Annotated in this window: 12 protein-coding genes; 5 read left to right on the top strand and 7 right to left on the bottom strand. The window is 58.5% G+C overall.

Annotated features, from left to right (window positions below; translation table 11 throughout):
- The first annotated feature begins 4 nt into the window (after positions 1–4).
- The gene (locus BMS17_RS17270; RefSeq protein ID WP_077431287.1) at positions 5–1,414 is read left to right on the top strand and encodes a PLP-dependent aminotransferase family protein; all 1,410 of its coding nucleotides are present in this window, start codon (positions 5–7) and stop codon (positions 1,412–1,414) included.
- A gap of 76 nt (positions 1,415–1,490) precedes the next feature.
- Here BMS17_RS17270 and cyoE read toward each other — a convergent pair whose 3' ends face one another.
- The 7 genes from cyoE to hmpA form a co-directional block, all read right to left on the bottom strand.
- Positions 1,491–2,378, bottom strand: coding sequence for a heme o synthase (gene cyoE / locus BMS17_RS17265; RefSeq protein WP_046026670.1), 888 nt, complete (start codon positions 2,376–2,378; stop codon positions 1,491–1,493).
- Positions 2,379–2,389: 11 nt separating this feature from the next.
- Entirely contained in the window at positions 2,390–2,737 is a 348-nt protein-coding gene (gene cyoD / locus BMS17_RS17260; protein ID WP_046026671.1) for a cytochrome o ubiquinol oxidase subunit IV, read from the bottom strand.
- On the bottom strand, positions 2,737–3,363 hold the full coding sequence (locus tag BMS17_RS17255) for a cytochrome o ubiquinol oxidase subunit III (protein WP_046026672.1): 627 nt from the start codon (positions 3,361–3,363) through the stop codon (positions 2,737–2,739). The genes cyoD and BMS17_RS17255 overlap by 1 nt, the downstream gene beginning before the upstream one ends.
- 3 nt (positions 3,364–3,366) lie before the next feature.
- Positions 3,367–5,397 (bottom strand): cytochrome o ubiquinol oxidase subunit I, encoded by a 2,031-nt coding sequence (gene cyoB, locus BMS17_RS17250; protein WP_046026674.1) that lies wholly within the window; start codon positions 5,395–5,397, stop codon positions 3,367–3,369.
- A gap of 3 nt (positions 5,398–5,400) precedes the next feature.
- A complete protein-coding gene (cyoA, locus tag BMS17_RS17245; protein WP_046026675.1) occupies positions 5,401–6,345 on the bottom strand; it encodes a ubiquinol oxidase subunit II in 945 nt (314 codons plus the stop codon).
- Between the two features lie 830 nt (positions 6,346–7,175).
- On the bottom strand, positions 7,176–7,685 hold the full coding sequence (locus BMS17_RS17235) for a disulfide bond formation protein B (protein ID WP_046026676.1): 510 nt from the start codon (positions 7,683–7,685) through the stop codon (positions 7,176–7,178).
- 261 nt (positions 7,686–7,946) lie between these two features.
- Positions 7,947–9,128, bottom strand: coding sequence for an NO-inducible flavohemoprotein (hmpA, locus tag BMS17_RS17230; protein ID WP_077431286.1), 1,182 nt, complete (start codon positions 9,126–9,128; stop codon positions 7,947–7,949).
- Positions 9,129–9,276: 148 nt separating this feature from the next.
- Between hmpA and norR the strand changes: the two genes are divergently transcribed.
- The 4 genes from norR to BMS17_RS17210 all read left to right on the top strand — a co-directional run bounded on the left by norR (position 9,277) and on the right by BMS17_RS17210 (position 12,866).
- Positions 9,277–10,827: a nitric oxide reductase transcriptional regulator NorR gene (norR, locus tag BMS17_RS17225; RefSeq protein ID WP_046026678.1), complete on the top strand. Its 1,551-nt coding sequence runs from the start codon at positions 9,277–9,279 to the stop codon at positions 10,825–10,827.
- Positions 10,828–11,108: 281 nt separating this feature from the next.
- Positions 11,109–12,011 carry a chemotaxis protein CheV gene (locus BMS17_RS17220; protein ID WP_046026679.1) on the top strand — a complete coding sequence of 301 codons (903 nt, stop codon included), beginning with the start codon at positions 11,109–11,111 and terminating at the stop codon, positions 12,009–12,011.
- Between the two features lie 27 nt (positions 12,012–12,038).
- Complete coding sequence (locus tag BMS17_RS17215; protein WP_077432190.1) at positions 12,039–12,497, top strand: GNAT family N-acetyltransferase; 459 nt, start codon at positions 12,039–12,041, stop codon at positions 12,495–12,497.
- Between the two features lie 42 nt (positions 12,498–12,539).
- Positions 12,540–12,866: a hypothetical protein gene (locus BMS17_RS17210; protein ID WP_046026680.1), complete on the top strand. Its 327-nt coding sequence runs from the start codon at positions 12,540–12,542 to the stop codon at positions 12,864–12,866.
- Positions 12,867–12,941 lie beyond the last annotated feature (75 nt).

The raw sequence follows: 12,941 nt of genomic DNA, 5'->3' as shown, positions 1-12,941 counted from the left end.
TAAAATGCAGGTTCAGCGTGCAGTCATCGCCGCCATCGAACTTCAGCCAGGGATGCCGCTGGTGCAGCAGATCGTCGATCAGCTGACGATGGCGATCAACCAGGGAGGCCTCCCCCATGGGGCCAAACTGCCACCCATTCGCGAGCTCTCGGGCTTGATGAACGTGGGCAAGTCGACAATGGTCGATGCCCTTGACCGGTTGCGCGCCAAGGGACTGGTGGTCTCGCGCCAGGGTTCCGGGCATTACGTTCAGCGAGCCATCAATCCGCCGTCCGCGGTTGCCGGTCCGGACTTGCAACCTCAGGACACGCTCAGCCGGGTCCGTCGTGCACTGTTGCTGGAAAACGGTGCGCTGCGTCCCGGCTGCGGATTCCTCCCCGCCTCCTGGTTGCCCGCCGAAGAACTGCTCAAAGCCGTACGCGCGACACTTCGCGCGACGACGCTGCGCATGGGCGAGTACGGTGAAGTGGGCGGTTATCTGCCGTTGCGCGAGGCATTACGGGTCAAGTTGTCGACCGTCGGTATCGAGGCACCGGTGGAACAAATCATCACCACTTCCAACACCGTGCAGGCGATCGACCTGCTGATGCGCCTGTTGATAAAGCCTGGCGATACGGTAGTACTCGACGACCCGTGTTACTTCAACATGCACGCCAATCTGGCGTTGCACGGCGCCAAGGTCATCACCATTGCCCGCGATTGCGATGGCCTGGACCTTGAGGCGTTCGAGCAATTGCTGATTGCCCATCGCCCCGTGCTGTATATGACCAACAGCACGCTGCATAACCCGACCGGCCACTCGTTCACCGCCGCCCAGGTTTATCGCCTGCTGGAACTGAGTCACCGCTATGGTTTTCATATCGTCGAAGATGACTTGTATGGCGACATCCAGCAGAAACGCACACCGCGCCTGGCCGCGGGCGGGCTGGACACGGTCAGTTACGTCTCCGGTTTTTCCAAGACCCTGACCGCCAACAGCCGTGTCAGCTACACCGTGTTGTCGCGGCCCTTGGCGGCCCGGATGATTGCTTTGAAAATGGCCTGCGGCGGCGTGACCTCGGAACTCGCGGAGCAGATCACCTGCTCCATGCTCAACAATGGAAGCTTCGCCAAACACACCCGCCGCACCGTCGACCGCCTCTACGAATCCAGCAGCCGTGTGGCGCGCTGGCTGGTGGAGGCCGGGTGCTCGGTATCGTCGCTACCGGGTGAAGGGTTGTTTATCTGGACCCGCTTGCCCGAAGGTTTCCACGCTGAAACCCTGGCCAGCAAAGGCCTCGACATTGACCTGGTGCTGGCGCCCGGCACCTTGCTGAGCAAAGCGGCCGATGCCAGCAGCTTCCTGCGTTTCAATGTCGCGCACAGCGATAACACCCAGGTGCGCGAGCGGTTTTTCCGGTTGCTTGATCGCTGAGTTTTTCTGTTTGCCCCCCAACAAAAAGCCCCGCACTTCTCTCGAAGGCGGGGCTTTTGTTTACAGCATCCGACGCTTAAGGCGCGTACGTCAGCAGCAACTCGGTCGGCACTTTGAAGTCCAGGGACATCATCACGCTCAACGCGGTAATGGTGAAGATCGAGAACACGAACAGCTTGCGTGCCCAGACCGTGTCATCCACTGCCTTGTAGCCGGTCCAGGCCATGTACAACCAGTACATGCCCATGGCCGCGGCGACGGCGAGGTAGCTCATGCCGGCGTAGCCGCTGAAGGTCAGCATCAAGGTCGCCACGAGGAAGGCCAGGATGTAGATCAGGATGTGCTTCTTGGCCACCTGGATCCCGCGCTTCACTGGCAGCACCGGAATCGATGCGGCCAGGTAATCGTTGAAGCGGAAGATCGCGATGGCGTAGGAATGCGGCATCTGCCACAGGCTGAACATCACCAGCAGGGTCAGTGCGGCCATGTCGAAGCTGTTGGTCACAGCGACGTAGCCAATCACCGGCGGCATGGCGCCCGACAGACTGCCCACCAGCGTGCCGTGAACCGACTTGCGCTTGAGGTACAGGCTGTAGAAGCCGACGTAGATGATGAAACCGATCACCGCGAACAGCGCGGCCAACGGGTTCGCCACCTTGTACAACAATGCGACGCCGGCAACACCCAGGACGGTCGCAAAGGCCAGGGCCAGTTTCAGGGAGATCAAGCCCTGGACCAGCACCCGGTTCTTGGTGCGTTCCATCTTCAGGTCGATGTCGCGGTCGATGCAGTTGTTGAACACGCAACCCGAAGCCACCACCAGGGACGTGCCGATCATGGCGGCCAGGAAAATGGCCAGATCGACATGCCCTTTCGAGGCCAGGAAAAATCCGCCCGCCACAGAAAGCACGTTACCGAAAATGATCCCCGGTTTGGTGATTTGGATAAAGTGCTTAAAGGACATCCGGACTTTCCTCAGTGCGCCATCATGACGGTGTGGATGCTGAACATGATCCACAGCGACAAGCCAACCAACAGAACGATTACCAATGCGGCGAAAACAAACGCGATCACGTTGTTACGCTGGGCAGCGGAGCGGTCCAGGTGGAGGAAGTACACCAGGTGAACAAGCACCTGGATAACTGCGAAGACCAGTACGATCCACAGGGTCATGGCTTTCGGCAGCGACGGGTACATCACCAGGCCGAAAGGAATGATCGTCAGGATCACCGACAGGATGAAGCCGATGGCGTACGACTTGACGCTGCCGTGGCTGTCGTCGTGACTGTCGTGGCCATTGTGTGAGTGAGCTGCGTTAGCCATTACAGGGTCCCCATCAGGTAAACAACGGTGAATACGCAGATCCACACCACGTCCAGGAAGTGCCAGAACAGGCTCAGGCAGCTCAGACGGGTTTTGTTGGTCGACGTCAGGCCTTTTTTCTGGACCTGATACATCATGATCGCCATCCAGATCAGACCGCTGGTCACGTGCAGACCGTGGGTGCCGACCAGGGTGAAGAACCCGGACAGGAAGCCGCTGCGGTTAGGACCGTAGCCTTCGGAGATCAGCATGTGGAACTCGTTGATCTCCATGCCGATGAAGCCCAGGCCGAACAGGAAGGTGATGGCCAACCAGCCCAGTACCGCCTTCTTGTTGCCTTTGAACAACGCCAGCATGGCGAAGCCGTAGGTGATCGAGCTGAGCAACAGGCAGGCGGTTTCGCCCAGCACGTATGGCAGCTCGAAGATGTCGTGGCCCGACGGGCCACCCGCTACGTTGTTAACCAGTACCGCGTACACCGCGAAGATCGACGCAAACAAAATGCAGTCGGTCATCAGGTAGAGCCAGAAACCGAATACGGTCATCTCGCCCGAGTCGTGGTGATGGTCATCGTGCCCATGTCCATCGACATGGGTGTGTCCAGCATTGGTCACTAAGTTCGACATGGTTTAAGCCTGTTCCAACGAGGTTTCAACACGGGTGGCAGTGGCCGGGATTTTCCCGGCGGCTACCAGACGCTTGTGCTGCTCGGCTTCGGTGCGCTCGATCACGTCGACCGGCACCATATAGCCCTGGTCATCACGGGCAGCATGGATAACGAAGTAGATCACGGTACCGGCGAGGCCGAAGATGGCCATCCACCAGATGTGCCAGATCATCGCGAAACCGAACACGGTCAACAGAGCACCCATGACCAGGCCGGTCGCGGTGTTGTTTGGCATGTGGATCGGCTCGTACTTGGCCGGGGCCTTGTACGCAGTACCGTTTTCCTTGGCCTCGGTGAACGGGTCGATGCAGTCGGCTTTCGGCAGAACGGCAAAGTTGTAGAACGGTGGTGGCGACGAAGTCGACCATTCCAGCGTGTGGGCATTCCACGGGTCGCCGTGTTCGCACATGTTTTCCGGCTTGTTACGGTCACGGACACTGACGTACAGCTGGATCAACTGGCAGGCAATACCGACAGCGATCAGGATCGCGCCAAACATTGCAACGTGCAGGTAAGGCGTCCACTCAGGGTTGGTGGTGCTGTTCAGACGACGGGTCATGCCCATGAAGCCCAATACATAGAGCGGCATGAACGCGACGAAGAAGCCCGAGATCCAGAACCAGAACGCTGCCTTGCCCCAACCTTCGTGCAGCTTGAAGCCGAACGCTTTAGGGAAGTAGAAGCCGAAGCCTGCGATGTAGCCGAATACTGCGCCGCCGATGATCACGTTATGGAAGTGAGCAATAACGAACAGGCTGTTGTGCAGAACGAAGTCAGCACCCGGAATGGCCAGCAGTACGCCGGTCATGCCGCCGATGGCGAAGGTCACCATGAAGCCCAGGGTCCACAGCACCTGGCTGGTCATGCGCAGACGGCCCTGGTAGATGGTGAACAGCCAGTTGAATAGCTTCACACCCGTCGGGATGGAAATCAGCATCGTCGCCAGACCGAAGAAGGCGTTGACGCTGGCACCCGAACCCATGGTGAAGAAGTGGTGCAGCCAAACCATAAAGCCCAGGATCGAGATCGCGCCCGAGGCGTAGATCATCGAGTGGTGACCGAACAGCTTCTTGCCGGAGAAGGCCGAGATGACTTCGGAGAAGATCCCGAATGCCGGCAGAATCAGGATGTAAACCTCGGGGTGGCCCCAGGCCCAGAACAGGTTGACGTACATCATCGGATTGCCACCAAGTTCATTGGTGAAAATGTGGAAATCCATGTAACGGTCAAGCGTCAGCAGTGCCAGGGTAGCGGTCAGGATCGGGAAGGAAGCGACGATCAGTACGTTGGCCCAGGTGCAGGTCCAGGTGAAGATCGGCATGTCCATCATTTTCATGCCCGGGGTACGCATTTTCAGCACGGTGGCCAGGAAGTTGACCCCGGTCAGCGTCGTACCTAGCCCGGATAGCTGTAGCGCCCAGATGTAGTAGTCCACACCCACGCCAGGGCTGTAGCCCAGTTCCGACAGCGGTGGATACGCAACCCAACCGGTACGGGCGAATTCGCCGACACCCAGGGACACGTTAACCAGCACAACGCCGGAGACCAGCAGCCAGAAGCTCAGGGAGTTCAGGAACGGGTAGGCAACGTCACGGGCGCCGATCTGCAGCGGCACTGCAAGGTTCATCAGGCCGGTGAAGAATGGCATCGCCATGAAGATGATCATGATCACACCGTGAGCGGTGAAGATCTGGTCATAGTGTTCAGGTGGCAGGTAGCCAGGCGAACCTTCAGTGGCCAGGGCCAGCTGGGAACGCATCATGATGGCGTCGGCAAAACCACGCAGCAGCATGATCATGGCCACGACGATGTACATCACGCCGATTTTCTTGTGGTCGACCGATGTCAGCCACTCGGACCACAGGTAGGTCCACTTCTTGAAATAGGTGATTGCAGCGAACACGCCCAGACCGCCGAGCGCGATCATGGCGATGGTCACCATCACGATCGGCTCGTGGAACGGGACCGCTTCCCAACTTAATTTACCAAACATCGTTTACTCCTCTGCCCCGGCAGCTGAATGCGAACTCATGTCCATCCCTTCCATCTGGGCCACTTCTTTCTCTTTCTTCTCGTGGTCCACTTTCGGACCCGGTTTCATGCCTTCGTACTTGTCGACGATGGTCTGGAACAGGTTCGGCGTGAACGAGGAGTAGAGCTCTACTGGATTGTTCTGGCTTGGTTTGGAAAGGGCTTCGTATTCAGCTTTTTCAAGCTGTTTAGGTGCCTTCTTGACATCACTGACCCAGGCATCGAAATCAGCCTGAGAGGTGGCGATTGCTTTGAACTTCATGCCGGTGAAACCCGCGCCGCTGTAGTTGGCGGAGATACCGTCGAATTCAGCGTTCTGGTTGGCGATCAGGTGCAGTTTGGTCTGCATGCCCGCCATCGCGTAGATCTGGCCGCCCAGGCCCGGAATGAAGAACGAGTTCATCACGGTGTCGGAGGTGATCTGGAAATTGATTGGCGTGTTGGCCGGGAAGACGATCTTGTTGACCGTGGCAATGCCTTGTTCCGGGTAGATGAACAGCCACTTCCAGTCCATCGAGACCACTTGAATGGTGACCGGCTTGACGTCGGATTCCAGTGGTTTGTACGGGTCCAGTGCGTGGGTCGACTTGTAGGTGACATAACCCAGGGCAATGATGATCAGCACTGGAATGGCCCACACCGCGATTTCAATCTTGGTGGAGTGCGACCACTTCGGCGTGTAGACGGCGTCGGTGTTGGAGGCGCGATATTTCCAGGCGAACAGGAAGGTCATGACGATGACCGGTACCACGACAAGAAGCATCAGCAGCGTTGCGGTGATGATCAGGTTTCGCTCATCCAGGCCCACCTGGCCCTTGGGATCGAGCAAGGTCATGTTGCAGCCTGACAGCAACAACGTGCCAATCAGCGGCAATAAGCCTAGTAGTCTGGGGTACCTGTTTTTACTCATCTCACGACCTCTAAAGCAGCTTGCGCAATGCAGTTGGGTTTTGATCGCCAACACTTCACCCTGCCAAGGGTTGGCATTTTTCTTGGATTGAATAAGGGCTGCCCGTCGCGCGTCAGACGCTGCTCGACAAATCCTGGGCCAGCGGTAAGTTCTTATTCGAATTCGTGGTCAAAGGCCTTGTTACAGACCAATTCCATTTGGTGCGGATAGTTGGAAGGCTCCGACACCGGGGAGTCGCATGAAGCCTTCAGGCCTCTCGACGCCCTTCTTTCTGCTCAAGCACCTGATTAAGGGTGAGCAGTGCCGGGAATTCAGTGCGGGCGATTGTAGATATGTAACGATTCATAAACCATGTCTCATCCCGAAATAATTTTTATCCATTCCAGCAACAATCATTAACGTATTTCGTAAAAGTCGGGCATGTTATCGAAATTGATTCTCAACAAAAACACCAAAATTAGTAGGTCTATCTCCCGCAGTTCAGACAGCTTCGAGCCCCCTACACCCTCTCCCGAGATTGCCAAAGCCCCCACGTGACAAGGGCTCCGGCAATTCGCCAGCACTTGTTAAAACTGCCTGCCTCATCACTTTCCGGGCGAATTGAATCAGCATCCGGGCAGTCCAATTTTGTTGCCAGACCTTATGCCAATTAATCCTTTTGAAATGCCTTGCGACACTGCCGATGTGACAACATGTCGCACACGTGTCGCACCCCTTCTTGTCGCGCATCAAGGTCTTTCTACCAACCGTCAGAAATGCAAAACGCCCCGGCCCTCTTAACGAGGACCGGGGCGTTTTTTTTGGATGACGCAGCGGTGAGGCGAACTGCCTCAGCGCAGCGTTTTGCGGTTACGCGAAGTGAGCAACGGCACCAGCACCACGATCAACACGAACGCCACCAGCGCCCATTGCGCCAGCGACAGGCCGAGGATCGGCGGGTACGGCGTGGAGCAGAAGCCATCGACCTGGAAGCCCAGCGGAAAGATCTTCGCCAGTGGCAAACCATCGACAATCGGTTGCAGCACGTCAATGCCGCAACTGACCGCAGGATAGAACTGGGTGTAGACGTGATGCCCGGCGACCGCGACGCCTGCAATGGCACTGATGACCACCAGCGTCTCGAACACGGTAATGCTGCGACGGGTGCGCATCGCCGCACCGATGAAGGCGAATACCGCGATAAACAACAACGCATAACGCTGGAGGATGCACAGCGGGCATGGCGCCTCGCCCAACACAATTTGCATGTACAGCGCGCCGCCGATCAGCGCCAGGCAGATGATGCCCAGTAACACCAGATAACGCCGTTCGCGTCCCAACCGCATCGATTCCTCGCTCATCGCGTTTCCCTTTTTGATATCAGTTGCCGCCAGTCTACACGCAGGCTCCGTCGTTTGAGAGCCTGGCGCGTGCCGGTGGATTCGGGGGAATAAACGATAAAGCGGTTAAGGAGGGATTAACTTTTAAAGGATTTGCACGGTTCGGAACCGCAGTGCGGCCAATCGCGGGCAAGCCCGCTCCCACAGGAATTGTGCTTGCCCGCAATCTCTCGAACGACACAAAACCTGTGGGAGCGGGCTTACCCGAGTCGCCCTGACCAGTTACTCCAGCGCCGAAGCCGGGCCAAAGAACTCGTAGCGGCTTTGCTGCTGCGGTACACCCAAGGCCTTGAGGTGACGCTTGATCGCGGCCATGAAGCCTTTAGGCCCAAGGAAGTAAGCATCCAGGTCACGCTGTTCGGGCAACCACTCGCCCAGTTGCTCCTGACTCAACAACCCGACCTTGTGCGCAGCGGCGCTGACGCCATCATCTTCGGCGTAGCAATAGAAGCGCTTGAGTTGCGGATAACGCTCGGCCAGACCATCGATCCAGTCACGGAAGGCGTGCACGCTGCCGTTGCGCGCGCAGTGGATGAAATGCACCGGGCGCTCGGTGGCCAGCGCGGCTTCGAGCATCGCCAGCGTTGGCGTGATGCCGACGCCGCCACTGATCAGCACCAGCGGTTTGTCACTGGCGGCCAGGGTGAATTCGCCCGACGGCGGAAACAGCTCGATGCTCGCACCGACATGCAACTGATCGTGCAAGTGGTTTGACGCGCGCCCACCGGTTTCACGCTTGACGCTGATGCGGTACTGACCGTTGTTCGCCAGTGCCGACAGCGAGTAATTGCGACGGATCTCTTCGCCGTCGAGGATCAGTTTCATGCCGATGTACTGGCCAGGCTCCGCCACAAGAATCGGGCCTTTGTCAGCAGGTTCGAAGTAGAACGAGGTGATTTCAGCGCTTTCCTCGACCTTGGCCGTCACGATGAAATCCCGCGCCCCGCGCCAGCCGCCGGGGGCCTGTTCTTTCTGGTCGTAGATGCTGGTTTCGGCGCCGATCAAAATGTCAGCGAGTTGGCCATACGCGGCACCCCAGGCAGCAATCACTTCAGGGGTGGCGATTTCTTCGCCCAGCACTTCGGCGATGGCGCGCAACAGGCAGGATCCGACAATGGGGTAGTGTTCCGGCAGGATTTGCAGGGCCACGTGCTTGTTGATGATCTTGGCCACCAGGTCACCCAACTGGTCGAGCTGGTCGATGTGCCGCGCGTACATCAACACACCGTTGGCCAGCGCGCGCGGTTGATCACCGCTGGCCTGGTGGGCCTGGTTGAACAGCGGGCGGACTTCAGGGTATTCCGAGAGCATCATGCGGTAGAAGTGGGTAATCAGCGCTTCGCCCCCGCTTTCCAGCAGCGGCACGGTGGATTTGACAATGGCACGGTCTTGGACGCTAAGCATTAAGGCGACTCCGGATCTTTGTGTGAGTTTCCTTAGACCTTTCAGTTTCCATGCCAAAACTATAAATCTTATAAATCAACAACTTAAAAACACAGTAGTCATATCGACACACACTGACTTATAGTCATCCCGACTACATGGAGTCACTATGACTGCAAAATCCTTGCTCACCGCCCTGCTGCCCCTGGTCTCCGACCTGTCTCGCGAATTGCCCGAAGGCGAGCGTTATCGTCGCCTGCTCGAAGCCATGCGCGCCCTGCTCCCCTGCGATGCCGCAGCCCTGCTGCGCCTCGATGGCGATTGGCTGGTGCCCTTGGCCGTCGACGGGTTGAGTACCGACACCCTGGGGCGACGCTTCAAAGTCAGCGAACACCCGCGCTTCGAGGCATTGCTCAGCAGCCACGGCCCCACACGTTTTGCCGCCGACAGCGACCTGCCGGACCCTTACGACGGGCTGGTCGAAGGCCTCGATGATCATCTGGAAGTCCACGACTGCATGGGATGCCCGCTGTTTATCGACGAGCGCCCATGGGGTTTGCTGACCCTCGACGCCCTCGATCCAGAACAGTTTGAACCCATCGAACTGGACGCCCTGCAAGCCTTTGCCAGCCTCGCTGCGGCCACGGTCAACGCTGCCGAGCGCATCGAGCGCCTGGCCAATCGCGCCGAAGACGAACACCAGCGCGCCGAGGTTTACCGTCAAGCCAGTGGTCAGCAGGACCGCGAGATGATCGGCCAGAGCAAGGCCCACAAGCGTCTGGTGGAAGAAATCAATCTGGTGGGCGGCAGTGACCTGACCGTGTTGATCACCGGCGAAACCGGCGTCGGCAAGGAACTGGTGGCGCAGGCGATTCACGCCGCCTCTGCACGAGCCGACAAACCCATCATCAGCCTCAACTGCGCGGCCCTGCCGGACACATTGGTCGAGAGCGAATTGTTCGGTCACGTGCGGGGCGCCTTTACTGGCGCAACAAGTGATCGTCGCGGCAAGTTTGAGCTGGCCAATGGCGGCACGCTGTTTCTCGATGAAGTCGGTGAATTGTCACTGACAGTGCAAGCCAAGCTGTTGCGAGTGCTCCAAAGCGGTCAGTTGCAGCGCCTGGGCTCGGACAAGGAACACCAGGTGGATGTGCGGCTGATCGCGGCCACCAACCGCGACCTGGCCGAAGAAGTGCGCAACGGTCGCTACCGTGCCGACTTTTACCACCGTTTGAGCGTTTACCCCCTGCTGGTACCGGCACTGCGCGATCGCGGGCGGGACGTCTTGCTGCTCAGTGGCTACTTTCTTGAGCAAAATCGCTCGCGCATGGGCCTCAACAGCCTGCGTTTGAGCAGCGACGCGCAGACCGCATTGCTGGCGTACAACTGGCCAGGGAACGTGCGTGAGCTGGAGCATTTGATTGGTCGAAGCTCACTCAAAGCGCTGGGCAACTGCAAGGACCGCCCGAAGATTCTCAGTTTGAGTGCTGCGGACCTGGACTTGCCCACTGGCAGTGTCGAGGCTATCACCGAGCAACCGGTGGCCAACCCTGTGGTGCTGGTGTCCGGCGATTTGCGTGAAGCCACCGAGAACTATCAACGGCAATTGATCAGTAGCTGCCTGGAGCGGCACCAAGACAACTGGGCCAGCGCGGCCCGCGAGCTAGGCCTGGACCGGGCGAATCTTGGGCGCATGGCCAAAAGGCTGGGGATGAAATAACTCGGTCCCTGTAGCAGCTGCCGAGCCTGCGAGGCTGCGTTCGAGGACGCAGTCCTCGCCAATCCATCGGCTGCGTTGTATCTGATACATCCGGGATTCAGGGTTTACGGCTGCTTCGCAACCGGACGCAGCCTCGCAGGCTCGGCAGCTGCTACAAAGAATGCATTCACCGATGTGCGACGCAAAGCCCCTAAAGCCTGCCCGCTACAAGTCGATAACCCGATATCGGTAGTTGTGGGCGATCCCGCAATCGCCCATCACCTTTTCCACAGAAGGTTTTTATGTCCACCAATAAAGCCCGCGCAGATTCACTTTCGCTTTTGCTGTTCACGTTGCGCAGCGGCAAGCTGATGGCGATCAACCTGCTGAAAGTCAGTGAAATCATCCCTTGCCCGCCGCTGACCCGGCTGCCGGAGTCGCATCCCCACGTTAAAGGCATCGCCACCCTGCGCGGCGCCTCGTTGTCGGTGATCGACCTGAGCCGTGCCATTGGCGAGCGCCCGCTGGAAGATCCGAACGGTGGCTGCCTGATCGTCACCGACGTCAGCCGCTCCAAGCAGGGCCTGCATGTTCAGGCCGTGAGCAAGATCGTCCATTGCCTGACCACCGATATCCGCCCACCGCCCTTTGGTTCCGGCGGCGTGCGCTCGTACATCACCGGCGTGACCTCGGTCGACGGTACGCTGGTGCAAGTGCTGGACATCGAAAAAGTCATCCACGGCATCGCTCCGGCGCAAATCGAATCGGCCCCGACCGAGCTGAGCATGGAAGACGCCGAAGTCTTGGGCAACGCCCGCATTCTGGTGGTCGATGACAGCCAGGTTGCCCTGCAACAATCGGTGCACACCCTGCGCAACCTCGGCCTGCAATGCCACACCGCCCGCAGCGCCAAGGAAGCCATCGACTGCCTGCTCGACCTGCAAGGCACCGCTTCGCAGATCAACCTGATCGTCTCGGACATCGAAATGTCGGAGATGGACGGCTACGCCTTCACCCGCACCCTGCGCGAAACGCCGGACTTCTCGCACCTGTATGTGCTGTTGCACACGTCTTTGGACAGTGCGATGAACAGCGAAAAAGCGCGTTTGGCCGGAGCTAACGCCGTGCTGACCAAATTCTCTTCGCCAGAGCTGACCAAATGCCTGATCGAGGCAGCCAAGGCTGTCGCTGAACAAGGTCATTAACAGGTGGCCGAGGGCTTTTGCTTTTTGATGCGGCGCAACCTCGCGCAAGGTGTGCCGCCGATTACCTGGCCTCAAGGGATAGTCCTCAGCCCCTACCGGCCTGAATTGGCCGAAGCCGTTCATCGCTTGATGGAACAGGGTTATCTCGAAGGTGGCGGCCGCGTGCCAGCGCTGGAGCTGTGGCAACAGCGGTTTGAAACCGATCCCGAATACGATCCCTCCATGTGTTTCATTGCGCTGGATGCCGACGGTGTCGTTGGCGTGTGCCAGTGCTGGACCAGCGCCTTCATCAAGAACCTTGTCGTGCATCCGCGAGCACAAGGCCAAGGGCTTGGCCGCGCTTTATTGCTGCACGCGTTCAATGTGTTTCAGCAACGCCGCGAGGGTTTTGTCGACCTGAAGGTATTGGAAGACAACCTTCGAGCGCAGCGTTTGTATGAAAGTGCCGGGATGGTGGTGGTTCGCCGGGAACCTGTCCCGACGTGACAGACTCAGACCTTGGTCAATCACCCCCAAGGATGCCCGAACATGAAAGCCGTCAGCCTGACCTTCCTCTGCCTCAGCGCCCTCGCCTCCCAGGCCCAGGCTTCCAGCCCCGACGCCTGGGCAGCCTACGACAAAGCGGTACTCACCCGTTGCACCAAGGCCAGCGGCCTGAAAAATGCCAAGCCCGTCGGCAACCCTGCGCAATTCGATGATCGGGTCGACTACACCGCCCTCCTGCTGCAAGGCCAATACCCGCAAAAACACATGAAAGGCCAGCAAGGCACTGAACTGTGCCTCTACAACAAAAAGACCAAAACCGCCTACGTGACCGAATGGGACTCGATCCGTCCGACTGCCAAGGCCCAGTGAGTGGCGTACAACTTGCTTCAAGACCGAGCGCTGCGGCGACATTCTGTCGCCACTTCATGCGTTAACAGGCGGTCC

The sequence above is a fragment of the Pseudomonas sp. C9 genome (assembly GCF_002000165.1).
In the GTDB taxonomy this organism is placed as follows: domain Bacteria; phylum Pseudomonadota; class Gammaproteobacteria; order Pseudomonadales; family Pseudomonadaceae; genus Aquipseudomonas.
The sequence above is the reverse complement of the archived record's forward strand: the minus strand, read 5'-3'. Positions and strand labels throughout refer to the sequence as shown.